Below are 23682 nucleotides of genomic sequence, written 5' to 3' on the forward strand. Positions count from 1 at the left end.
TTTCAAAGGTAATTAAGCCGCATTTAAATGGCCAGTTTAAATGCGTTTTCCCTTTTTCCACCCTTCCCGCTCAAGGCAGGCTACACTGCACCCAACACGGTTTGTATCGGATGCAGGTTCACGCCCTAAGCCGTAACAGGAGGCTTTTAGCCTTCCATCACGCACTTAGGTCTCCACGGGAGTAGGGTCAAACGCCCGCATGCCTTTGCAGGTTGCCCCACTCCCTTACTCCCTGCACCAACCCCCGACTGGGCGTCGAAAGCCAGCACAAGGAACTTCATCGATGTGCCCTCGACGGATTTTTAGCCCCGTCTTCAGAGAAGAAGATTTCGACTAGAATACTGCACCACCTGTTCCACCTTAATTCCGAAATGTACTACTGAAGTATATTATAACAAAAATAATTCCTTAACTTCAAATCGCACTTTGTTTCTTAGTGTCTAGCTAAAATCAATTAAATAACTAATACTGCCTTTCAACAAGAAAATCGATGAACTGCATAAAAAATCTACTGTTTTTAAATTCGCTCGCTATTTCTTTTGACTCATCGGAAAGAACCTTCACCAGCTTCTTTGATTTTTCGTACCCGAAAATACTCAAGAAAGTATTTTTCTTGTTCTTTATGTCGCTTCCTACGGGCTTCCCTAATTTTTTTTCATCCCCGTGCACGTCCAGAAGGTCATCGACTATTTGAAATATAAGACCGATTTTTTCTCCTAATTTATCTAATTTATCCAGGGCTGATGCCGGAGCTTCTGCCAATCTTGCTCCAGACCACAAAGCTGCCCTTATAAGACAACCGGTTTTATGGCTGTCCATATAAAACAAAGTGTCTTCATCTATTTCAATGCCTTGCGATAATATATCTATAGTTTGACCTCCAATCATACCCAAGCTTCCGGAAGCCAAAGATATTCTATCTATAACTTCTATCACAGCTTTCAGTGATATGCCTTCGATTTGAGCATTTTTAGCTATTGTTCTGAACGCTAAAGTCAGCAAAGCATCTCCTGCTAACATCGCTATGGCATCACCGAATACTTTATGGCAAGTGGGTTTTCCCCTTCGGAAATCGTCGTTATCCATCACTGGTAAGTCGTCGTGAATGAGGGAATAAGTGTGTATCATTTCTATTCCACATGCAGTAGGCAACACTTTCTCACCTGGCAAATCAAATAGTTCCGCCGCTTTTATCGTCAAAATAGGTCTTATCCTCTTTCCACCATTGAAGGTGCTGTAACGCATGGCTTCATGAATTTTTGACGGGTACTCATTTGATTTTGGCAAGTAGTTATCCAGAGCTTTTTCTATTATTTTCCCAATTTCTTTTAATTTAATTTCAAAACTTCGCAATTCTATATACACCCTCCATCAAAATCTTTAAAATCTATTTGACCGTTTAAATCTTTTATCAAAACCCGTACACGCCCTTCTGCCTCGTCTAAAATTTTTGTGCAAATTTTTGTAAGTTTAATTCCTTCTTCGAAAAGCAAAAGCGATTCTTCCAAAGAGAGGTTGCCTTGTTCCAGCTTTTCGATAATCTCTTCAAGGCGGGCAATCGCTTCTTCGTATTTATAATCCGGCATCACTTTTCTCTCCTTTTTTCTCCTTACTTTTTACACAACAAACTAAGTGACCGTTTAAAACGATTATTTTGATTTGTTGTCCGACCTTCACATCTTCTATTCTTTTTACTATTTTAGAATCTTCGATCTTCTGACATATACTGTATCCCCTCTCCAATACAGCTAAGGGACTTAAGATATTGAGCCTTCCTGCCAAAAATTTCAAATCGGTTTTTTTATTTGTCAGATGATTTACAATTTCTCTTACAAGTCTTTTCATTAGAGAATCCATTAAAATCCGGTTATTGTCTATCTCCGAGCGAAGTTTTTTAAATACGACAGATCTTTTTATGTATTCAATTTCCTGCTTTCTTGAATTAATCAGCGCGCAAACAGAAGCTAGCAATCTTTTCTTTCTTTGTGTTATTTCCGAAAGTAGTTGTCTTTTTTCCGGAACTACCATTTCCCCCGCTGCTGAAGGCGTAGGTGCCCTTTTGTCAGCAACAAAATCAGCTATAGTGTAATCGGTTTCGTGACCCACTGCCGAAATTATCGGGATCCTAGAACCATATATCGCCCGAGCCACTTTTTCTTCGTTAAAAGTCCACAGTTCTTCTATCGAACCTCCTCCACGGCCCAGGATTATCACATCTAGATTTACTATCTTATTTAGGTCCTTTATCGCCTCGCAAATTTCATCGGCAGCTTGTTTCCCTTGAACCGATACCGGAGCTATCAGAATATTCACATTTGGATATCTTCGCCGTATAACCGTTAATAAGTCTCTTATTGCCGCACCGTTTAGGGAAGTTATAATCCCTATATTTTTGGGTAAGAAAGGAATAGGTTTTTTGGAACTTATATCAAATAGGCCCTCTTTTTTCAATTTTTCCTTCAATTTTTCGTAAGCCAAATAAAGTGCGCCTATTCCGTCGGGCTGCATATCGTCTACGTACAACTGATATTCTCCGTTTCTTTCGTACACCGTAACGTAGCCGAAAGCAATTACTTTCATTCCATTTTCCGGCATGAAAGGTAACAAAATGCTTCGGTTTTTAAACATTACACAACGGATTTGAGCCTTTTCATCTTTTAAAACAAAATATAAGTGACCTGAAAGGTGGTACTTAAAATTTGAAATTTCACCCCGAACATAAACCTGCCTTAATATTTCGTTGGAATCAAACAAATATTTTATCATTCCAGTGAGCTCGCTGACCGTGAGGACAGGCCCATGCATAACGTCTTCCTCCAGAGTTAGACTGAAAAATTAGGTCGCAATCTTTCTATGTCCCGGGCCACCGCGCCTAAAACTCCGTTTACGAACTGGGGAGATTTTGCATCCCCATATTTTTTGGCAATTTCTACCGCCTCGTTAATAGAAACGCTCAAAGGGATATCATCACAAAAAAACATCTCGTATATGGCTATTCTCAGTATGTTTCGGTCTGACACATTAAGGCGTTCCACCCTCCAGTCTATTGAGTAATCATCAATTATATCATCTATTTGCTCTTTTCTTTCAAGTACTCCATTAACCTCATTAAGTACGAATACTTTCGCATCTTCGTTTAAAGGTTTATCTACCGCAATTTTAAAAGCTTCCTCTACAGTATTTCCTCCGGCATCTATGGCAAAAAGTATTTTAAAACTTAATTCTCTTGCAAGTTTTCTGCTCAAGGCTGCTGCACTCCTTTACCTGCCTGGCGGTAAAATTTTATCAAGAATATCCCTCAATCCTTCCTTTTTATCTATGTGTTTGCCAATATAATACCCTAAAAAAGCGCAAAAAACAAGAAAAATGGCTTTTATGACTCCGAAAACTAATATTAAAAGACCTATTCCAAATCCTATAATAGCACCTATGAGTTTACCCCTGTGATGCTCCCATAATTCCCAAAAAAAGTCCACAATTCTCACCCCTTACTGCTTTTTTGTTTTTGAGGAATTGCGATATTTTCAACCTTAACCTTTATTTCCTTGACTGAAATTCCTGCCATAGATTCTACGTAATCTTTTACCACCTTTTGCAATTCACAAGTAAGTTCCGGAATTTTGGTGTCAGGAGCCACTATCACATTGAGAACTATGGAAATGGAATCTTCTTTGGGCTTCAATTTAACATTCACGTCTTTCAATCTTTCAACGTTATTAGCAGCCTTAAGGATTAAATTTTCGACTGCCTTGAAAGAAATGCTAACACTTCCCATTTCACCGTTATTTATCACGCTTTCTGGAATTTTTCTATTCCTAAAACCGGAAAGTAAAATAAATATACTGCCGACCAAAAATATTCCGGCTACGATACCCATTTCCCAGCGCCCGTAAAAGTATACCAATCTTGTCCAAAAATAATCCAGTGAAAAAAATTTAATCGAAAATAATATAGCAAGTACAGAAACTACAACCATGGCTAAGCAAATAAAAAACACAATTACCCTCTCAAATAATCTCATCGGAATACCCCTTTCAAATGGAAAATTAACCCCCTAAAATAGGGGGTTTTATTTCACCTTTGCCTCACCTTCTTTAGACTGCTGACCAAAATTTACACCTTGCACATGAATATTTACTTCTGTTACTGCAAGCCCCGTCATGTTTTCTATGGCTTTCTTTACGTTTTCCTGAACCTTCCATGCCACTTCGGGAATACGAACACCGTAATTCACAATTATGTATATGTCCGCTACTACCTCTTTTTCTCCGACCTGAACTTTTACGCCTTTTGACAGATTTTTGCGCCCCAGCATTTCTGCAATTCCGCCTGCAAAACCTCCGCTCATACCGGCGACTCCTTCAACTTCCGTTGCCGCAAGACCAGCTATTATGCTAACTACTTCGTCGGTTATCTTTACAGAGCCTTTTCCGTTAGTAGGTTCCATTAAAAACACCCTCCAATTTCAGCTTTAGTAAACTTTAACCAAAGGAACGATTAAATTATAGCAAAAATCAGAAGAAATTACAATTACATCAATTACTTTCTCTCCACAATAGTAATTTTTTCCAAGGAAAGCCCAGTAGTTCTGGTTACTATATCTGTAATCTGTGCCACTTCTTTTGTAGAGAGTCCTTCCGATTTTACTATAACATTAGCTGAATCTCCTGAAATAATTATCACCGCATCTTCAAAGCCCTTCGCTTTTATCAAGTTTTCGACATTCATTTCTTTTTCTACTTTTTCTGCTAGCGCAATGAGATCTTTTTGAGCTTTTTCCTTAGATTCCTGGCTTGCATTGGGGTTGTTTATTATTTCGCGCAAATAATCGGCTTCCTGACTCCTTAAACGGTCCCTTTCTAGCCGGTAATCGACGAAAAAGTCTTTTTCGGAGCCATTTTTTGTACTTACTGATTCACTTATTGAAGGGTTTAAAGATGAAACTTTCTCGGCATCAGGGAGGCTCTTATCTCTATAAATTACTTGGGGGTAATTTTCAGTCATGAGCAGGTATATTGAAATTATCAGTAACATTATAAAAATACCAATTAGTAAAGCCTTGCGTTTAAACAAAATCATAAATTCACTCCCTTTCATTTTGAAAATGGTAAAACCTTTATTTTATAAAGAGGGATACCTAATAAAGTAGATGTGGCTTTTGTTATCCTATCTACTATTTGAGAGGAATTTCCTCCCTCGGCTACTATCAAAACTCCCTTTACCGTTGGTTCTATTTTTTTTACTAATAGAGGCTCTTCTTTGCCTCCTTTATTGAGAAGGACTACTTGCTTGTTTGCCTGAATTTCTGTAATTGACCTGACACCTCCTTCGCTGTCGTTTTCCTCGGTAACTCTTTTATTGTCAATCGAGTTATAGGCTGGTTCAACATATCCCTCACTTTCGAGTGTAACCATAACTTTAACCCTCCCCGCGCCTTCTATTTGAGACAAAATTTGCTCTAATCTTTTTTCTATTACTGACTGAAAAAGTTGTATGTCGTTATCTGAAACTAAATCATCTTTGGATTCCACGGGACTTAATTCTGCCCTATCCAACACTTTTTCCTGCGATGTAATTTTAGCAAAAGATAGCATTAAGAGCCCCATCAACCCTATGATTATTAAAAAACTAACAGAGTTATGTTTATTTTTTTTGAACATGTTTATATAATTTTTTATAATTTCGCTTTCCATTAATTTCCCTCCATTTCTACTGAAATGTTTGTTTCGGGAATTTCATAAAAAGCGCTCAAATATTCTTTTATTTTTTTGATTTCATCTTTCATCGAATTATTATTCGGAATATTACTAGGCTGCGAATCTAGGCTTACAAATACTTTTTCCACATTTTTAGGATGTCGTATAGACTCTTTATTAATTACTAGGTGAATTTCTTTAATACTCCCGTCTTGGTTTAATTTAACATCTGTTTTGCAAACCGCAAGAGAGGTAATTTGTTTAAGCTGTCGAACGAGTTTTTTTTCAAGCTCTTTCTCAAATAATTCCAATGCCATTTTAATATGTTCTTGTTTTAATTTTTCTGCCTGATTAGAAATTGAATCCTCATTAAGGTATACCATGGCTTTTAATTGTATACCATCAAAAAATTTATCGGCTTTTAGAAGTGATATTATCGGATTTAATATAGCAATTATCACAATTATCCCCAAGGTAACTTTTATATATTTTCGCAACTCGTTGCTGGGCATGAGTAATTCCACAAACAATGTAAAGATTACAACTAAAATTACCTGTTTAATCCACGAACTTAAACCGGCAACCACAACATCACCTCAGCATAATCGAAAAATTTCCTGCGGCTAACACAATCGTTATAGCGATGAAGAACATCATGGATACCGATGCAACGGAAATAAATACAAGAGTCAACGAATTGCCTATATCGTTTAAACATCTTACCATTGCATCTTCACCGACTGGCTGTATGATTGCTGCGCTCAAACGGTATATGAAAATAATCGATAAGATTTTTATCACAGGAAAAATTGTTATTAGAAATAATGTCAACAATCCAATTAATCCTATTGTATTTTTCAATATAATCGAATAGCCCACTACTGCATCTAATGCATCGGAAAATATGCCTCCAACGATAGGCATAAAATTTTTCGATGCGAACTTTGCCGTCCTTATAGTTATCCCGTCAACAGTAGCAGCCGTCGCCCCTTGGACTACCATTATACCTAAAAAAACACTCAAAAAAAGCCCTATCAAAAATACACACAACTGCTTCAATAGATGTGCGAGCTGGGAAACGTGAAAACTGTCGGTAATATTATTAACCAAGCTCAAGACAGAAATCAAAAAAATTACAGGAAGAATTATGTCTTTAAACCATGTGCTTGCAGCGGTAATCCCAATGAAAATGATAGGATTAAATACACTTGCTGAAGTTATTCCTCCAACTGCAGCAAGTAAAGTAAATACTGTTGGCATTATGGCTTGCACAAATGAAACCATTTTATTTATCGCTTCTTGCCCTGTTTCAATGGCAATCGTAAAACTCTGAATAGCTAATAACACCAAAACTAATAAAACCGCGCTGTAAGCCATTTTCCCTATATTATCTTTTTCAAATCCATAATAAAGATTTTTTAAAACAGAGCTAATCAAAGAAAGTGCAATCAATTTTACAAGTAAACTGTAATTTGCCGTGATTTCATGAAATATATACCGCATTATCCCTTCAAATAAAGATTTAAAATCGATGTTTTGATCTTTCTTAGGTGAATTCAAAAGATCTTTTAAATCACCTAAATAAAAATAACTCCCGTATTCACGGTTGAATTCGTTTATAAACTCGTTAATTTCTCTTATATCAAGGTCTTCCAACTGATTCTCTATATTATTAGCAGCAAAAGCCATTTGTTGAGTTATCAGCAAAATTAACAAAAGCCAAGGTAAAGCTCTTCTCAAAACAATCACCTTTTCAATGGAGAATTTTCAACAAAAGTTCAAGAACCGACATGAGGATCGGTATTGAAAGAAGCATAATTATAATTTTTGCGGCAAATTCTATTTTCGTAGCTATGGAGGATGAACCTGCATCCCTGCAAATTTGAGCTCCAAATTCTGCTACGTAAGCAATACCTATGATTTTAAGTATTGCACTTAAATAGATAAAGTCTATATTTGCCCTCGCCGCCATATTTTGTAGAAGACTTAGGACAGTGGCAATTTTGTTTAGCATCAAAAGAAAAACAAAAATCCCCGCTATTATGCTAATAAGTAAGGCTATTTCAGGCCTTTCTTCCCTCAATAATACTACAAAAACGGCTGTTATCAAGCCAATTCCAACAATTTGTACAATTTCCATGTCTCCATCTCCTCAATACAAGTGGAAGATTGATTTTACATTGTCAAAAAGTCTGCTTATCATCTGGATGACCATCATGAGCACTATTACTACCCCTACGAGAGTAGTCATTTGGGCTTGTTCTTTTCGTCCAGCTTCATCGAGGACTTTGCTTAAAATCGAGATAACTATACCAATCCCCGCTATCTTAAATAGAACGTCTACGTCCATATAATGACACCTCTCAAAATAATCTGGGGGTTAATACAGCAATAAGACCAGCATCAGACCAGTTAATACGCCTAAATATTTCCACAATTTTTCGTTTTTCCTTTTTTCTTCCAGAGCCAAATTTTCCTGTTGCTTCAATTGTGACAATGTCAGCTTTAAATTTCTTATCTGATCTTCCTTATCTGAGGAACCAAGGTACTTGCCAAAAGAAGTTAGTATTTCATAGTCAGAATCGTTTAATGGAATTTGAGATTTGAACTCATTAAGCGACATTTCCCAAGCTTCAGAAGCCGTATATCCTTCCATTGAAAGTAAAAGTTGACGGACTTTTCTTAAAAACATAGAAGTAGTTGGATCGCACCTTTTGCTTATATTGTTTAAAGCCTCCGGTAGGGGGGATTGACCGAAATCAATTTCCGTTTCCAGCATGGATAAGGCTGTTTGAAAGTTTCGCAAAGCTTTAGGCCTGTGTTGGTAATATCCCGCCATAATAAGCCCTATCATCGTGCAAGAAAAAATCACCAATGCACTTCCTATTAACTTTAACATTTTTTTCTTCCCCCTTTTCGTTCCGTTCGTATATAACTCTAAAATCTTTACCCTCAACCACTTTTTCTAACGTGCCTATTCCGTCGCTGAACCCCAAAACAAGATACCTATCGAAGAATTGGTTTTCTATTAATTTCCGTATGGTAGGCCTTCTTTTCAAATCTTCTAAATCTGTGCCATGGGCAGTCGTTAACAGTTTGACTCCCGTATTTATTGCCTCTTCCAAAGCCTCCACATCTTCAGACCTTCCAATCTCGTCGGTAGCTATTATTTCTGGAGACATAGACCTTAGAAGCATCATAATTCCTAATGCCTTCGGGCATCTATCAAGGACATCTGTGCGTATTCCTACATCATTTTGAGGCACTCCTTCGTAACAACAAGCTATTTCAGATCGCTCATCGACTAATCCGACCTTAAAACCTTTATAGCCCAGTTTAGAATTTCCAGAACTGAGCTGCCTTATTAAATCCCTCAGTAAAGTCGTTTTTCCCGCTTTAGGCGGCGAAATTATCATCGTATTTAAAAACTCGCCTTTTTCATTCAATACAAATGGAATTATTTTGTCCGCAGCACCCAAAATTTCCCTTGCAATTCTTATATTAAATCCGGATATATGTTTAATCGTTTTGATTTTCCCTGCTTCCACCACTATTTTGCCAACGATTCCTACTCGATGGCCTCCTTTCAATGTAATAAAGCCGTTTTTTATCTCTTCCTCCCAGGCATAAATAGAACTTTGGCTAATTAATTGCAGAGTCTTTTCCGCATCGTTATCGTTCACAATATATGCATTGTCTGGGTTATCAGTAATGGAACCATCTGGCGCCAACATGTAATCATTTCTTCCTTCGACCACCATAAGTGGTTTCCGCCGACGCAGTCTTACCTCTTCAACCTTTTCTAATCTTTCAGGCGGTAGTTTGAAAAATACGCTTCTTATTGTCAAGGGAAGTATGGGCGCTATGTGTTTTTCTAGGACTTCCAATGGATTTTTTTCTCTTTGCTCTTGCAAACTCTTGTCCCTCCTTTTTTAATTTATATTTTCTTGATACTTACAATATGACTGTAAAACATAAAAAAAAGAGGGCTTTTTACCCTCTTTGCTCTTCAACCGTTATTTTTCAACTCTTATTTCTGCCTTGCAATTGGGACATTCTGCTTTTCCCTCTTCATCAATGAGATTTTCGTCTATGAATATGATTTCATGGCATTTTGGACACTCAATTTCTCGCAAATCCTCATCTAGGTCATCGTATTCATCTTCATCGTAGTCTTCTTCATATTCGTCTTCATATTCATCATCATAATCTTCCTCATAGTCTTCATCTTCTTCAAAATCATAATCTGAATCTTCATCGCCATAAAAATCATGTTCCAACTGGCCTAGATCTTCATCGATGCTTTCCACATATTCTTGGGTAGCTTCAGAAAATGCCCGCAGGTCATCAATTGCTTCAGCCATTTCTTCCAATACTTTTACTATTTCTATTAACAGCCTTTTTTCTTTTGACTCATCCAATCCTAGTCCATCGGCTAATCCTTTTAGGTATGAAACCCTTGACTTTAAATTATCCATTTTATTTCCTCCCCGTATTTTATTTAGACTCGGCTTAAATATTCACCGGTCCTAGTATCTACCCTCACTACATCACCCTTTTCTATAAATAGAGGCACTTGAATTACCGCTCCAGTTTCTAAGGTGGCAGGTTTTGAACCGCCTGTAGCAGTATCACCTTTGAATCCTGGTTCGGTGTCAACCACGGTCAGTTCCACAAAAGTCGGCAATTCAACGCCAATAGGTACTCCTTCGTAAAACATTACAATTACTTCAAGGTTTTCTTTCAGATACAGTATAGCGTCACCCAGTTGTTCCTTAGTAAGAGGAATCTGTTCGTAAGTCTTAGTATCCATAAAATAGTATGTATCGCTAGCCTGATATAAATACTGCATAGTTTTTCTTTCTACTATTGCTCTGTTTAACTTTTCACCCGCTCTAAAGTTGCGTTCAAAAACTTGCCCTGTTTTAACATTTTTTATTTTTGTCCTTACAAATGCCGCCCCTTTTCCGGGTTTTACGTGCTGGAAATCAATGACCATATAAACTTCTCCATCAATTTCAACAGTTATACCAGGTCTTAAATCATTTGTGGAAATCATGACTCTACCTCCATTCTTTGAAATTTTAAAGTTTTGTCATAGGCAAATTATGTCTTTCGGCGATTGAGTTAAATTTATGCAACCATCATTAGTAACTATTACCAAATCTTCAATCCTCACTCCACCAAAACCTTCCACATAAATTCCGGGTTCAACAGTAACCACCATCCCCGGTAAAAGGCAACCATCGCCTTTTGGACTGAGTCTTGGAGCCTCATGCACTTCTAATCCCACTCCATGACCCAAACCATGGCCGAAATTTTGGCCAAATCCTTTTTTTTCAATATACTCTCTTGCTATTTTATCCACCTCTTTACAAGGAACTCCTGCTTTGATATGTTCTAACGCTTTTTTTTGCGCCTCGAGGACAATATTATATATTCTCTCCTTTTCTTTATCCAATTTGCCCAAAAAAACTGTTCGAGTCATATCCGAACAGTAGTGATTAAATTTTGCACCGAAATCTATTGTCAGAAAATCACCAACTTCAAGCTTTCTAGCGGTAGGTTTTCCGTGCGGAAGTGAACTTCTCGGCCCTGAAGCTACTATCGTCGGGAAAGCGAGTCCATCAGCTCCGCTTTTTTTCATAAAGTATTCGATTTCAATGGCTATGTCGTTTTCAGAAACGCCCGGGCGGATATAATCTAAAATATGTGAAAAAGTCTTATCGGTAATTGATTGGGCTTGTTTTATAAAATCAAGTTCTGTTTCGTCCTTTACCGTTCTCAATTCCTCTACAAGATTCTCCGTGCTTATGATATCGATTTCATTAAAAAATCTTTTCATTTCTTCATAAGACTTTAATGTCAGATACTGCCTTTCAACAGCAATCTTCTTTACCCCCGTCGACATCAATTCATGGGCAAGTTTTTCATAAGGGGTAACGTCATATTTTAGTTCTATTACCTCCATATCGGCTGTTTTGCTTTTTGTTTCTTCGACATAGCGAAAGTCAGTTAAAATAATATCGCGTTCTTTACCTATCACAAGAAAACCTTCACCATCGAATCCACAAAGATAATATTGGTTTTCAGGTTTAAGTATAAGCATCGAATCAAAACCTTCATCTACTAACTTCTTGCGTAAATTGCTGATTCTCGTTCGATACATTGTGCGACCCCCTAAATTTTGCCTTGCACAATAGAACTCAACAAATCTCCTATTATATTACCATATTTCCCACTATTTGAATAGGTACTTTTGAAGATGCCATTTTTTTAATGAGTTGCATCCTGCATTGGATAATAAAAAAGATTTACTGTTAATGTACTTTTCCATAAGTCAGCTTTACCCGTATATTCCATTATTACTCGACTTACCTTACTTATTCTTTCAAAACTTTCCATGTAGTTTAAAAATCTTATAAAAGAATCTCTTTTACCTTCCAATGTGATTTCAACTGGAATAACTTTTACCTTTCTTTTACCATTCTCCACAATTTCTCCAGGTTTTATGCTAAGAAGGCTAATATTTTCAGCCCTAGCCCAGTTTTCTAACTTAACAATGTAGGTAGATATTTCATCATCCGAAGGGAGTTTCACTAAACTAGTTTCAATCACTTCATCTATGCTATCTTTATTGCTGTAAATCCCCTGCAACAGGGAGAGAACTGCTCTTTTCTGCTGCACTTCGGCTTTTGTAAAGAGGTACTTTTCTATCCATCCGTAACTTATTTTGTAAAAAACAATAAAAGTACAGGTTATAAAAAATAAAGACAATAAAATTTTTTCACGTCGAGTTAATTTGTTTCTCAATGAAATCATCCCCCCGGACGTGGAAAATTATCTCGAAAGTATAAAAATTTTTTTCTGATTCTTTTTCTATAAATCCAAGGTGTGCTTTAGATATTACATCGTTGTTATTCTTAAGATTTTCAATTACATACGCAATAGACGAATATTCGGGGGAAATCCCCTTTATTACGCCACTTCCGTCGTCATCTATATCGATAGAAGTCAAAATCGTACCAGGAGGAGGCGTTTCCAATATTTTTCGGAGGTGCTCGGACATTACTACTCTATCTTTCAATAGTGCATTTATTATTTTCGTTCTTTCCTGTAAATCTAAATAGAGTTTTTCTGCATCCTTTCCAGAACCAAAAGAAGAACGATAAAAGAAAATAGACTTGTTCAATTCTTCGAGTTCAATTTTTAACTTTGATAACAAGGAATTATATCTCAAGACACTAACCGTCATAAAAATAAATAAAACAAGTCCCGAAAAGATAAATGACAGTTTTATTCGTTTTTTCCTGCCAGTTTTTAAGTATTCTTCGGGTATCAGATTCAATTTGTGCACTAGAATGCTCCTCTCAAGGCATAACCTAAAGCACACGAAAATTCCATCTTATCAAAAGCACTTTTCAAAATTGGGTCTATTTCAATATAAGGAAAGTCGATCTCATCGGCCAGTAGTACTTCTATTCGCGTTTCATTGAAAAAATAGTCTCTCAACCCCAATAGCTTTCCCCCGCCGCCAGTAAAAACGGCGGTTTTCACTTCCTCACCTTTTCTTTGTTGAAAATGCTTTATACATCTAATTATCTGAAGCGTCAAATGATGAATTAAAGGGGCAAGGCATTCTTTAACCTCGCTTTGATAATTTCCAGGATTTATTTTGATTGATTCTGCATCGAACTCATCGAGTGAAAGGAATTTAGCTATTAATTTTGTCATAGCATTGCCACCTATAGGAACTGAATAAGTAAAATCTACCTTGCCGCAATCAAAAAGTGTAATTTCAGTCCTTGAAGCGCCAATGTCGACTACTACCAGATTATGTTCTGCAAACGAGGATTTAAATACCCGTGCAATTGAAAGCGGATAGATATCTATGGCTTCAAGAGCTAGCCCAAATTTTTCAGCGATGTTAACGTATTCCATTACTTCTCCTTTTAACGATGCAGCCATTAAAATTTCATAAGAATTGGCGTGGGTTTCTATCACTTCATAGTCTACGACATATTCTCCTTCCAATTGTGCTAATAATTCCCTTTTCTCCCACAAAATAGCTTGTTTTAGTTCTCCAGGTCTCATTTTGGGCAGTTCTATTTTTTTATAAAGCACTCTATCGTTCGGAATGCCAATAGTTATTTTCTGTTTTCTTAGATGATCTTTTATAAGGTCAAACACAGCATTCAGGTTTTCGCTCAATGCTTCCTTTGAATAAAATGGATTCTGCGAACGATTAGGAATAGACAATATATTTTTTATTCTTATTTTATTTTTATATTTTTCTAGTTGAACAATCTTTATAGTTTTATTCCCCATATCAATTCCGGCATATCTCGAAAATTTTAACATAATTTCACCTTTCATCAATGGTGCGGATTATTCCGGACAATCTCTATAGCTTTTAGTATTTCGACCACTGCATTGGTCTTAAATTGCTGATTCAATAATTGCGTTTTTGCAAAAACTTCGCCGCTTTTTGTTACGACGTATTTAGGAGGTAAATTGTTTAATGCTATAGCCGCGATATCGTACCTACATCTTTCGCAGTTGCACGCATCTTTTTCGTTTATCAGTCCATCCAAAAGAGAAAATACCACGTCTTCCATATAATTTTTTAGCCACAACTTTTTCTCCATTTTTTTCTTCACCTCCGGAGATTCAAGGCTGTCCTCTAATTAAAGCCCCGAAAGGGGTTACGGATGTTTTGAAAGTAATGTCTCTTTCTTTACCAGCTTTTAGTACAATTTTCACAACTTTGGAATCTGAATTCTGTCGGAATTCAAGGAAGGAAAGTTCCGCTACTGGATTTTTCCCACCGTTTTTTTCCCGGTACAGCGTTCCGTATTCCAAGTAATAATAAACTTTGGAGCAGTCTGCCAACGTTATTTCTATTTTGCTATTTGATACAACCTTGACATCTCTTGCCTGCGATATCGCAATTGAAAGTCTATTCATTGCATAGCGAGCATTTTGCAGGTTCGACAAATCTTCCCAACTTTGATTATATATTTTCATTCCTGTCACAAGGAATGTATACAATGCAACTAATAAATGGGACAATATTGCTGCTGATAGTATCAGTTCGATAAGGGTCATTCCTTTTTCGTTTCTAAAATTTCCCGCGATACGTGACGATTCTAAGTCCATTGTTATTTTTTGTTCTCACCTCCACGCTAATTTTCATCAAAACATCGTTAACTTTTTCAATATTTTTGCAAAGAATAAATTCTATCCCGCTCAATTCCACAGTTTCTTCTGCAAGTCCTTCATCTTTTTGAAGTTCTTCAAAGGACAAACTTTTAATTTCTTCTATTTTCTCCTGGGCTAGTAATGTAGCCGCAGTAATCTCCTTGCTATATTTTGACGCGAAAAGGCTCTGGACAAAAAGACCAACTAATGATGCAACCACAATCCCCAGAATTGCAACAGCTACCGCCATTTCGAGTAAAGTAAAACCTTTATCCGCTCTATTATTATTAAGGGGCAGTTTCACTAATTCTCACTCTTCCTGTAGCCACAGTTATGATGATATAAAGTCTTTTCTTTTGATTCTTCATAGATACTGTACCCCCCTGGTGTGGTGCTCCAGAAGGAGTAAATATCAATGTGTTATCAGGAAAATTAGTCCACAAAAAAGAAATTCCTTTCGGCAAAAATACTCTTGATGACTTAAAACCCTTAAGTATTTGATAATTGTCACGCCTGTACACGTCAAATAGGATTTTGTAGTTTTCGCCTTCGGCAATTGCCTGTTGTTGGATAGTTCTTATATCTTGGGACAATTTTTGAGCTGCAAGTTGCAGTTTAAAACTTTCCATAATATCCTTCATATTAGGAATGACACAAAAATAAATAGCAAAGAAAATTGCTGCTGCCGTAATAGTTTCTATCAACGTGAAGCCTTTGGAGTCTAACTTTATTCTCAATTGTGTCACCTCAAGAGATAGAATTTAATTTTTGGGGTTTACTGTTAAATTGAAACTGGCACCGTCTGAAGAACTATAATTTATGTCAAACTTTCCTATCATCTTATCCCAGCTTTCTTGACTTAAGTAAGTCGGGACTAAAGCTGTTTTTAAGTCATTTATATCGCCTACTGGATATTTTTCGTATGCGGTATAATACATTTCAAGGCTGTTTTTGATTATGCTCTCATTAGTTTTAGCTATTTTTTGTTTAGACTCATTTATCAAGCCTGATACGCTAGGAACAGCAACTGTTAGAACCAAAGCAATAATTGCTATGACTATGAGCAGCTCAAGCAACGTAAAACCTCTTTCTCTTTTATTTGCCAATAAAAATCCCCTCTTTCTAAAATATAGTATACATGTGAAACATAGGAAGAACTGCCGAGATTACCGCAAAGCCTATAATTACCGACATAATAAGAATTGCCAGCGGTTCAGCCAAAGCCAATACCCTCTGTTGTAAAGCATTAACTTCGTTATCATAATATTCAGCGGTCTTAAACAAAATTTCATCTAGCTTACCCGATTCCGCCCCCGTTTGTAACATCTTCAACATAAATATGGGATAAGATGAAGTTCTCAGGGAATTTGCCAATGTTTCTCCTTTTTTTATATTTTCTCTAGCTAATTGCAACTCCAATTTAAATACACAGTTATTTGTATGGTTTTCAGCAATTTCCATAGCCTTTATCAAAGGTATGCCGCTTGACAATAAAATTCCGAGAATGCTGCAAAAATTAGATGCGTTGTGGTTTTTTATTAAAAGCCCTAGCAATGGTATGTTAAGTAAAAATATGTCGACTTTGTAAGCCAATTTTAAATTTTTTCTGTAATTTTGGTGTATAACTAATATTAATATAACGACTAAACTCAGAATAATCGCAAGTCCTTTTGAATTAACAGCAATAGCTATAAAAATTTGAGTCGGCAACGGAAGGTAGATTCCAGCTTGCTCAAACATATTAGAGTATAATGGTATTAAGGTGCTTGATAAAAAATAGCAAACGGCTATACTTATAAGACCCAAAATAGTCGGATAAATCATGGAGGTTTTAAAACGCTGCTGGTATTTCGCTATGGTATCAAAATACACTGCCAACTTTTTCAGGACGTCTTCTAGCTTACCCGAAACTTCCCCCGTTTCCACGGCATATACGAGTATATCCGGAAATATACCCGGTTGATTTTTGAAAGCTTCCGACAAAGTAAAACCCCTATTTAAATCTCTCATCATTTTTTTTAAAGTCCTTGCCAGGCCAGGATGGGAACTTTGCTGACATAAGACCGCAAGACAATCTATTACAGGCATGCCTGTTTCAAGCATTCCTGATATCTGACGGCAAAGAAATGCCAGCTCATTATATTTTTTATTTAAAGAAATCCCTCCCAAAAAGTACAAAAAAGAATAGAAAGGATGTTTTTTAATGGCGATGGGATAGAACCCATTTTTTCTTAAGAGTTCAACGATGTCGGTTTCACTCTGCGCTTCGTAAACTCCATCCAATATTTCCCCTTTCAAGTTTTTACCGCGATAGTAATATACAGCCAATTAGAAGAACACCTCTTTTAATTAGAAAAAATGACCTTGATTATTTCTCTCGGTGCGGTTATCCCTTCAATAACTTTTTTTACTGCAGTTTCTCGAATGCTCCTAAAATTCATCTGTTTAGAAACTTTTGTAAATTCCTCGGTTATATTTCCTCTAGTGATTAGTTCCCGATGCTTTTGAGTAAGGAGAAGAATCTCTGCTATGACGGTTCTCCCGCTAAACCCCGACTTATTGCACAGTTTACAACCTTTCCCGTGAAATAGTTTTTGATTTACATCTAAACCCAATGCTATTAAGTCTTGCGCGTCCGGTTGGTATTCTTCCTTACAGTATGGACATATTTTTCTTATCAATCTCTGTGAAACTACCCCTATTAAGCTGGAAGCTACTAATGATGCCTCCACGCCCATATCGAGCAATCTAGTTATTGACCCAACCGCATCTCCTGTATGTAGAGTTGAAAGGACCAAATGTCCGGTAAGCGCAGCTCTTACCGCTATCTCCGCCGTTTCCCTATCCCTTATTTCCCCTATCATTATGACGTTAGGATCCTGCCTCAAAATTGAACGAAGGGCCTGGGCAAAAGTAACTCCGGCTTTTGGATTTATTTGTAATTGATTAATGCCGTCAATTATGTATTCTACTGGATCTTCTAACGTAACTATGTTTTTTGATGAATTATTGATGTGATTCAGCATGGAATAAAGAGTCGTCGTTTTACCACTTCCGGTCGGTCCAGTAACGAGTATCATTCCGTGCGGGAATTGGAGCATTTTCGATATCAAATCCAGTTCATTACCGTCAAATCCCAAATATTTCAAATCCAGTGTCATCCGCTGATGATTGAATATTCTAAGAACTAGTTTTTCTCCGTGAATTGTCGGCATCGTCGATACTCTAATGTCATATATGTTATCGCTAATAGGAAAATCAAAATGTCCATCCTGTGCAATTCTTTTCTGAGCTATATCCATGCCACCCATAATTTTAATTCTCGTAACTACGGAATCGAGAAGTTCTTTCGGCCATCTGATAACTTCGAATAACTCCCCGTCTATACGATACCTTACTCTGATCTCTTTTCCCTGCGGCTCTATATGTATGTCACTCGCACCTTCAGATATTGCCCTGAATAAGACAGTATTTACCAATTTTATTATTGGAGCGTTTTCTTCATCGTATAAATCCTCGTATGATGATTCATCCTGAAGTCTAATGCCAATGTTCTGTAGAACCTCTTTTATAGAGTCTTTTGCCGAATAAAATACTTCTATTGCCCGCTCTATCTGAGCTTTCGATGCCAAAGCTATTTGAATTTCTTTTCCAGTTATAACCCTTAAGTCGTTTATCGCAATAACATCTACAGGATCGCTTAGAGCTAAAGTGAGGACCCCTTCATTATATTTGACTGGAAAAGCGTTATATTTTCTTGCGAGGCTCTCTGGTAGGAATTTTATGATCTCAGGGTCGATATCATAAGCATTCAGATCCACATATGGTATTCCTAATTGAAATTCAAGGACTTCCATCAACAATTTTTCTTTTATCAAACCAAGCTCAACCAATATTTCACCTATTCGTTTTCCGGTCTTTTTTTGTAATTCTAGAGCATCTTCAAGCTGGTATTTGGAAATTATATTATATTCCAACAATATTTCGCCAATTTTTTTAATCACCGTATCACCGTCGTAGTAAATTTTTCCTACATAGTAAATATTCAACATTATTTTTTAAATTCCTCTAAAAAGCTACAAAAAAAATTGCCCTATCAAGTTGTTAAAACCTAAAATTTCGTCAAGAGGCCTTTTTTTTCCATAAAATCGATTATTTTTTTCTCAAAAAGCCTTATAATTCTTGTCCAAAAAAACTCTTTTTCGCTTATGGGCTTGACTAATATTACCTTCATTCCCATCCTTTTAGCCCCTAAAACATCTGTAAATAACTGGTCTCCTACAAAGGCAGTTTCTTTAGCCGTAGTTCCCGTAACTTCCAATCCTTTTAAAAAAATTTTTTTGCCGGGTTTAAAGGCACCTGTTACAGCAGGAATCCCCAATTTTTTCGAGAACTCTATTATTCTACGAGCTAAATTGTTTGAAACAATACAAAATTTAAACCCTTTTTCTTTGCCTTCTTCAATCCATTTTATAAGTTTGTCATTCACTTCGCTTGAATTCCAAGGGACTAGAGTATTATCTAGATCAACCAAAATAGCTTTTATATTGTTTTTCTTCAAATAATCAAAATCTATTTCGAAGATGTCCGTAACATAAAAATCTGGCAAAAATAAGTTCAACATATAAGCCTCCGTAGAAATTTTTTTAAATAAAAAAAGTGCATATAAATTATATCATACTTAAGAAACCCATTAACTGCACCCTTCTGAAAAAAACTCATAAAATAATTTCTTTATTGCTTTTTTTTCTATTCTAGATACATAAGATCTAGAAATCCCCAATATCTTGGCTGTTTCTCTCTGAGTTCTTACTTTGCCATCGTATAACCCGTATCTCAATTCTATTACCCTTTTCTCGCGCTCTTCCAGAACCGTTCCAACTTTGTCTCGGAGTTTCTTAAGCTGAAATTTATTCGTTATCTCATCTATTATAGCATCGGAATCGGTGCCTAATACGTCAATTAGGGAAATTTCATTGCCTTCCTTGTCGATACCTATGGGATCCTGCAAAGACACTTCAATCTTAGTTTTCTTTGTCGAACGAAGATTCATTAAAATTTCGTTTTCTATGCATCGTGCAGCATAAGTGGCCAATCTGTTACCCTTGCTTTCATTAAACGTATTTATGGCTTTTATTAACCCTATTGTTCCTATTGAAATCAGGTCATCCATATCTTCTCCGGTATTAACAAATTTTTTAACTATATGAGCAACTAGTCTCAAATTCCGCTCAATTAATATGTTTTTAGCCTCTTCGTCACCTTTTTTATATAGTTCGAGATATTTTTCTTCTTCTTCGGGAGTGAGCGGTTGCGGAAAAGTATTGTTGTTAGTGAGGTAACCCGTCCATGTAAGTAGTTCTTTAAAAAATAAAAAACCCAAAGTCACAAGGGAAGACAGGACGCCTTCCATCTGAATCCTCCTTCCTCGCGTACCTATATAATATGACTTAGGGGGAAAAGAAGTGCATGTTTACTTTCCGTTCAAAAAAATAAATTTCTTCTGCAATTTTTCTAAAGACAGGAGCCGCTTTTAGAGGACCCGACTGCCCTTTTTCTATAAAAACGGCTATGATATATCGTGGATTGTCCGCCGGGAAATATCCCACAAACCACGCATGATTAGTTCCGTCGCCCAGTTCGGCGGTTCCTGTCTTCCCTGCCGCTCTAAAATCATCTTCCGAAGGAGCTGCGAACAAGCCGCTTCCGTAATCGACCACTGCCTCGAGAGCTTCTCTTACCTTCCTTGCTGTATCCGATGAAATTATTCTCTCCGCCTCTTTTTCTTTAAATTCCATCTGATTTACGTGTCCGTTTTTATCGACCACTTTTTTTACAAGTAATGGAGTTTTTCTAAGTCCGTCATTCGCTATAATGAGCATTATTTGTGCCGCTTGTAACGGCGTTATTTGAAGGTTCCCCTGCCCTATCGAAAGATTACCCAGATCGGCATAATATACATTCTTGTAAGATGGAATGTAACCAGGTTTTTCTTCAGGCAGTATATCCAATACCGTTTTACCCAAACCAAATTTCTCCGCGTATTTTAAAATCCTTTCCTTACCCAACCTTATCCCAAGTTCTATGAAAACAGAATTACAAGAATGAGCGAAAGCCTCTTTTAGGGTAATACGTCCGTGACCGCCCTTTTCATAGCTGCTGCAACGGATTACATTTCCTCCTACCTTAGCTGAACCATTACAAAAAAATTCATCATTTAATGTCGCTATATTTTCTTCAAGAGCAGCAGAAAGAACTACGATTTTAAATATTGAGCCTGGTATGTATGCTTGCACTGCTCTATTTATAAGAGGTGAATCTTCATCTTTAATGTACTTCTCAAGCTCAAATTGTTTATAATTCGGCCTACTTGCCATCGCCAAAATTTCACCAGTTTTGGCGTCAATTACGATAACGGCGCCTTTTTTTACCGATTGATCCATAATTCTTTCCACTATGGATTGTATCCTGCTGTCAATTGTCAGATAAATGCCCCAACTCTCATCCTCTGATACATCCTTCGATATTCCCGGTATGGGTTGCCCCAAACCGTCGAATAATATATTTGCTTTTTTGTCTCCCTCCAATATTTGATTGAAAGCTTTTTCTATCCCCGCCTTTCCACTGTACCCGACTAAATGGGTAGCAAGGGCGCTAGATCCATAACGCATCTTTTTTGAATAAAGAAAAATACCAGGAGTCTTGCCGATAAGCCTTTTAGTAATTTCCAAATTTATGTCCGATAACTTTATACTCTTGGGTTCGTTCGAGCTTGCTTTAGTTAGGACGTTATTTTTCTGCAGAAATTCAATTTCAGTATCTTTCAACCACTTTGGAGAAATAAAGACACACTTTTCTTCATAAGAACCCAAAAGAGATTCACCGTTCCTGTCAAAAATTCCACCCCGTGTTATTTCCCCCAAAACTCCCCGCCATTGAGCCATAGCTTTGCTGGATAAGTAATCATGAGATAATATTTGAATATCAAAAATCCTTAATATTAAAATTCCTGTTAAAAAAAATATAAAGGCGAATAAAAAACTTATTCTATCGCCCTTTTTCATAAAAATCACCTATTATATAGAATCTTCAATTTCAAATTTTTTATACAACACAATAATCACCTTTTTTGTTCGTTTCCTTTTTTAGCTTTAAGATGTTCTTCGTATGTTTTGCTAAAAGTATGTGAACCATTCATATTGGCTACAAAGTATAGATAATCCACACTTGCCGGATTTAAAACAGCCTTTATGGACTCCAATCCAGGAGAAGATATGGGCCCAGGAGGAAGCCCGGAATTAATGTAAGTATTGTAAGGTGATTCTATCTTGAGATCTTCAAGAGTAAGCACCTTTTTGTGCTCTTTAAGTACATATTCTACAGTTGCACACGACTGAAGGGGCATGCCCTTTTTCAATCTATTCAGAAAAACGGCAGCAATAAGTGGTTTTTCACTACTTAATTTTGCTTCTCTTTCTACTATAGAAGCCAGCGTAATCACTTGATATGTATTAAGCCCCAGCTTTTTTTCCTTTTCTAGAAATTCTCCATTTCTATAATATACATCGTAAAATCTTTTTATCATTGCATCTATGTATAGGGTTACAGGGCTGTCTTTTGGAAAATAGTACGTATCAGGAAACAAAAAGCCTTCCAACGTTGCTCCTTCTGGTAACGTCTTTAAAAAAGGATATTTTTCTTCAAATAGCGAAGGAATAGCCAATCTCAAAAATTCTTCTTTGGTGGCAAGTCCATTTGATTCAAACACTTCAGCTATTTTTCCCAAAGTCAAACCCTCAGGAATAGTTACCTTTTTCAGCATCACTTCCCCTTTTACAAATTTATCTACCATTTTCGGTAGGCTCATAGCATAGCTTAAATTGTAATAGCCGCTTTTAAATTTTGTATCAAGTTGATTTATCTTTGTATAAATTAAGAAAACGAGGGAACTTTTTATCAATCCTTGCTTTTTCAGACTTTTGCCTATGGCCTTTGCCGTCATACCCCTTGTTATCTCAAATGAAACTGTGTCTTGTTTTTTTGGATTCGCCGGCGACAGCATCCAAAAGTACCACCAAACCGCAGAAAGACTCAAGAGTAAAGGTATTGCTACAAAAAGCAGCCTCCATCGCCGTACTTTCTGTCCCCATTGGCTATCCCTGAGCTTCTGCCAATAAACTTTTATATCCTGCAAGTAAAACCCCACCTTCATCTAGCTTTATCGAAATATCTTCTCAAGCCCGTCCTTTCTATGAAGAGCAACATGGGTATTCCAATAAAACCGACAGCGATAATCTCTCCTACTGCAATGTAGGCTGCTGTAAGGATATAAGGCATATCGTATAGCAAGCTAAGATAGTACGATACTCCAAGAGCATTAAGGATTATAGGTGGAATCGCCCCTAAGAACGGATTCGGCATTTTACTTGTCAAATATGCGGCGAAGAGAGTTATGAAACTTCCTCCATACACATCCCACGGGCCTAAACCTCCTAGTAAATTTGCCAGAAAACATCCCACAAAAAGGCCGGGCACTGCAGAACTTTCTATTAAAGGCAAAAGGGTAAGGGCTTCTGCTACGCGCACTTGCAGCGGTCCATAACTTATCGGTCTTAAAAAATATGTCAGCGCAGCATATATTCCGGCTATGATCGAAGCACGTACGATATATCTGACAGATCCCACTAACTATCAACCCTCCTATTTTTCTTGCTCTTATTTTAGTTTATCGCTAAAGCCCTTTCGCGTCAACTTGAACCACTTTCTATTATGAAAATATCCTCCT

At 36.9% G+C, this 23682-nt stretch carries 34 protein-coding genes and 1 pseudogene; all 35 read right to left on the minus strand.

What is annotated here, in order from left to right:
• Nucleotides 1–146: 146 nt before the first annotated feature.
• Nucleotides 147–281 (minus strand): hypothetical protein, encoded by a 135-nt coding sequence (locus tag BUB66_RS12630; RefSeq protein WP_280144541.1) that lies wholly within the window; start codon nt 279–281, stop codon nt 147–149.
• A 181-nt stretch (nt 282–462) separates the two neighbouring features.
• Entirely contained in the window at nt 463–1353 is an 891-nt protein-coding gene (locus BUB66_RS06030) for a polyprenyl synthetase family protein (RefSeq protein ID WP_073256416.1), read from the minus strand.
• Nucleotides 1354–1355: 2 nt separating this feature from the next.
• On the minus strand, nt 1356–1586 hold the full coding sequence (locus BUB66_RS06035; RefSeq protein WP_073256197.1) for an exodeoxyribonuclease VII small subunit: 231 nt from the start codon (nt 1584–1586) through the stop codon (nt 1356–1358).
• Complete coding sequence (gene xseA, locus BUB66_RS06040) at nt 1573–2805, minus strand: exodeoxyribonuclease VII large subunit (RefSeq protein ID WP_073256200.1); 1233 nt, start codon at nt 2803–2805, stop codon at nt 1573–1575. Before xseA ends, BUB66_RS06035 begins: the two co-directional genes overlap by 14 nt.
• 17 nt (nt 2806–2822) lie before the next feature.
• Complete coding sequence (nusB, locus tag BUB66_RS06045) at nt 2823–3245, minus strand: transcription antitermination factor NusB (RefSeq protein WP_073256203.1); 423 nt, start codon at nt 3243–3245, stop codon at nt 2823–2825.
• Between the two features lie 15 nt (nt 3246–3260).
• Nucleotides 3261–3476 (minus strand): DUF2273 domain-containing protein, encoded by a 216-nt coding sequence (locus BUB66_RS06050; protein WP_073256206.1) that lies wholly within the window; start codon nt 3474–3476, stop codon nt 3261–3263.
• A 5-nt stretch (nt 3477–3481) separates the two neighbouring features.
• Nucleotides 3482–4021 (minus strand): alkaline shock response membrane anchor protein AmaP, encoded by a 540-nt coding sequence (gene amaP / locus BUB66_RS06055; protein ID WP_073256208.1) that lies wholly within the window; start codon nt 4019–4021, stop codon nt 3482–3484.
• Between the two features lie 48 nt (nt 4022–4069).
• Nucleotides 4070–4447, minus strand: coding sequence for an Asp23/Gls24 family envelope stress response protein (locus tag BUB66_RS06060; protein WP_073256210.1), 378 nt, complete (start codon nt 4445–4447; stop codon nt 4070–4072).
• A 92-nt stretch (nt 4448–4539) separates the two neighbouring features.
• Nucleotides 4540–5034 (minus strand): SpoIIIAH-like family protein, encoded by a 495-nt coding sequence (locus BUB66_RS06065; RefSeq protein ID WP_244269768.1) that lies wholly within the window; start codon nt 5032–5034, stop codon nt 4540–4542.
• A gap of 59 nt (nt 5035–5093) precedes the next feature.
• Nucleotides 5094–5693 carry a hypothetical protein gene (locus BUB66_RS06070; protein ID WP_073256212.1) on the minus strand — a complete coding sequence of 200 codons (600 nt, stop codon included), beginning with the start codon at nt 5691–5693 and terminating at the stop codon, nt 5094–5096.
• On the minus strand, nt 5693–6283 hold the full coding sequence (spoIIIAF, locus tag BUB66_RS06075; RefSeq protein ID WP_073256214.1) for a stage III sporulation protein AF: 591 nt from the start codon (nt 6281–6283) through the stop codon (nt 5693–5695). The genes BUB66_RS06070 and spoIIIAF overlap by 1 nt, the downstream gene beginning before the upstream one ends.
• A gap of 4 nt (nt 6284–6287) precedes the next feature.
• Nucleotides 6288–7445 (minus strand): stage III sporulation protein AE, encoded by a 1158-nt coding sequence (spoIIIAE, locus tag BUB66_RS06080; RefSeq protein ID WP_244269769.1) that lies wholly within the window; start codon nt 7443–7445, stop codon nt 6288–6290.
• A 4-nt stretch (nt 7446–7449) separates the two neighbouring features.
• Nucleotides 7450–7836: a stage III sporulation protein AD gene (gene spoIIIAD / locus BUB66_RS06085; protein WP_073256218.1), complete on the minus strand. Its 387-nt coding sequence runs from the start codon at nt 7834–7836 to the stop codon at nt 7450–7452.
• Nucleotides 7837–7848: 12 nt separating this feature from the next.
• Complete coding sequence (gene spoIIIAC / locus BUB66_RS06090; RefSeq protein ID WP_073256220.1) at nt 7849–8046, minus strand: stage III sporulation protein AC; 198 nt, start codon at nt 8044–8046, stop codon at nt 7849–7851.
• 30 nt (nt 8047–8076) lie between these two features.
• Nucleotides 8077–8595: a stage III sporulation protein SpoIIIAB gene (gene spoIIIAB / locus BUB66_RS06095; protein WP_073256222.1), complete on the minus strand. Its 519-nt coding sequence runs from the start codon at nt 8593–8595 to the stop codon at nt 8077–8079.
• Entirely contained in the window at nt 8507–9610 is a 1104-nt protein-coding gene (spoIIIAA, locus tag BUB66_RS06100) for a stage III sporulation protein AA (protein WP_084098838.1), read from the minus strand. The genes spoIIIAB and spoIIIAA overlap by 89 nt, the downstream gene beginning before the upstream one ends.
• A 102-nt stretch (nt 9611–9712) precedes the next feature.
• Nucleotides 9713–10174 carry a CD1247 N-terminal domain-containing protein gene (locus BUB66_RS06105; protein ID WP_073256224.1) on the minus strand — a complete coding sequence of 154 codons (462 nt, stop codon included), beginning with the start codon at nt 10172–10174 and terminating at the stop codon, nt 9713–9715.
• 23 nt (nt 10175–10197) lie between these two features.
• Nucleotides 10198–10755 carry an elongation factor P gene (gene efp, locus BUB66_RS06110; protein ID WP_073256227.1) on the minus strand — a complete coding sequence of 186 codons (558 nt, stop codon included), beginning with the start codon at nt 10753–10755 and terminating at the stop codon, nt 10198–10200.
• 36 nt (nt 10756–10791) lie between these two features.
• Complete coding sequence (locus BUB66_RS06115) at nt 10792–11865, minus strand: M24 family metallopeptidase (RefSeq protein WP_073256230.1); 1074 nt, start codon at nt 11863–11865, stop codon at nt 10792–10794.
• Nucleotides 11866–11972: 107 nt separating this feature from the next.
• Entirely contained in the window at nt 11973–12509 is a 537-nt protein-coding gene (gene pilO, locus BUB66_RS06120) for a type 4a pilus biogenesis protein PilO (RefSeq protein WP_073256233.1), read from the minus strand.
• Nucleotides 12484–13053, minus strand: coding sequence for a PilN domain-containing protein (locus BUB66_RS06125; protein WP_073256236.1), 570 nt, complete (start codon nt 13051–13053; stop codon nt 12484–12486). Before BUB66_RS06125 ends, pilO begins: the two co-directional genes overlap by 26 nt.
• Entirely contained in the window at nt 13053–14057 is a 1005-nt protein-coding gene (gene pilM, locus BUB66_RS06130) for a pilus assembly protein PilM (protein WP_073256239.1), read from the minus strand. The genes BUB66_RS06125 and pilM overlap by 1 nt, the downstream gene beginning before the upstream one ends.
• Before the next feature lie 14 nt (nt 14058–14071).
• A complete protein-coding gene (locus tag BUB66_RS06135) occupies nt 14072–14344 on the minus strand; it encodes a late competence development ComFB family protein (RefSeq protein ID WP_073256242.1) in 273 nt (90 codons plus the stop codon).
• A 22-nt stretch (nt 14345–14366) separates the two neighbouring features.
• Nucleotides 14367–14747 carry a prepilin-type cleavage/methylation domain-containing protein gene (locus BUB66_RS06140; RefSeq protein ID WP_244269770.1) on the minus strand — a complete coding sequence of 127 codons (381 nt, stop codon included), beginning with the start codon at nt 14745–14747 and terminating at the stop codon, nt 14367–14369.
• A gap of 3 nt (nt 14748–14750) precedes the next feature.
• A pseudogene (locus BUB66_RS12720) lies at nt 14751–14855 on the minus strand (prepilin-type N-terminal cleavage/methylation domain-containing protein); the annotation flags it as partial.
• The gene (locus tag BUB66_RS06145) at nt 14818–15201 is read right to left on the minus strand and encodes a type IV pilus modification PilV family protein (RefSeq protein ID WP_073256248.1); all 384 of its coding nucleotides are present in this window, start codon (nt 15199–15201) and stop codon (nt 14818–14820) included. The gene BUB66_RS06145 and the pseudogene BUB66_RS12720, both read right to left, overlap by 38 nt.
• Complete coding sequence (locus BUB66_RS06150) at nt 15185–15601, minus strand: GspH/FimT family protein (RefSeq protein WP_143156235.1); 417 nt, start codon at nt 15599–15601, stop codon at nt 15185–15187. The genes BUB66_RS06145 and BUB66_RS06150 overlap by 17 nt, the downstream gene beginning before the upstream one ends.
• A 57-nt stretch (nt 15602–15658) precedes the next feature.
• The gene (locus BUB66_RS06155; protein ID WP_159431509.1) at nt 15659–16003 is read right to left on the minus strand and encodes a type II secretion system protein; all 345 of its coding nucleotides are present in this window, start codon (nt 16001–16003) and stop codon (nt 15659–15661) included.
• Nucleotides 16004–16019: 16 nt separating this feature from the next.
• Complete coding sequence (locus BUB66_RS06160; RefSeq protein WP_073256257.1) at nt 16020–17225, minus strand: type II secretion system F family protein; 1206 nt, start codon at nt 17223–17225, stop codon at nt 16020–16022.
• A gap of 17 nt (nt 17226–17242) precedes the next feature.
• The gene (locus BUB66_RS06165) at nt 17243–18949 is read right to left on the minus strand and encodes a GspE/PulE family protein (RefSeq protein WP_073256260.1); all 1707 of its coding nucleotides are present in this window, start codon (nt 18947–18949) and stop codon (nt 17243–17245) included.
• A 59-nt stretch (nt 18950–19008) separates the two neighbouring features.
• Complete coding sequence (locus tag BUB66_RS06170; RefSeq protein ID WP_073256263.1) at nt 19009–19521, minus strand: YqeG family HAD IIIA-type phosphatase; 513 nt, start codon at nt 19519–19521, stop codon at nt 19009–19011.
• Between the two features lie 69 nt (nt 19522–19590).
• The gene (sigK, locus tag BUB66_RS06175) at nt 19591–20310 is read right to left on the minus strand and encodes an RNA polymerase sporulation sigma factor SigK (RefSeq protein WP_073256266.1); all 720 of its coding nucleotides are present in this window, start codon (nt 20308–20310) and stop codon (nt 19591–19593) included.
• Between the two features lie 37 nt (nt 20311–20347).
• A complete protein-coding gene (locus BUB66_RS06180) occupies nt 20348–21820 on the minus strand; it encodes a peptidoglycan D,D-transpeptidase FtsI family protein (RefSeq protein WP_244269771.1) in 1473 nt (490 codons plus the stop codon).
• Nucleotides 21821–22017: 197 nt separating this feature from the next.
• On the minus strand, nt 22018–23103 hold the full coding sequence (mltG, locus tag BUB66_RS06185) for an endolytic transglycosylase MltG (RefSeq protein ID WP_244269772.1): 1086 nt from the start codon (nt 23101–23103) through the stop codon (nt 22018–22020).
• A 2-nt stretch (nt 23104–23105) separates the two neighbouring features.
• Nucleotides 23106–23582, minus strand: a complete 477-nt coding sequence (locus BUB66_RS06190; RefSeq protein WP_073256275.1) for a QueT transporter family protein — start codon at nt 23580–23582, stop codon at nt 23106–23108.
• Between the last annotated feature and the right edge of the window lie 100 nt (nt 23583–23682).

It is taken from the genome of Caldanaerovirga acetigignens (assembly GCF_900142995.1).
Classification (GTDB): Bacteria; Bacillota; Thermosediminibacteria; order Thermosediminibacterales; family Thermosediminibacteraceae; genus Fervidicola; species Fervidicola acetigignens.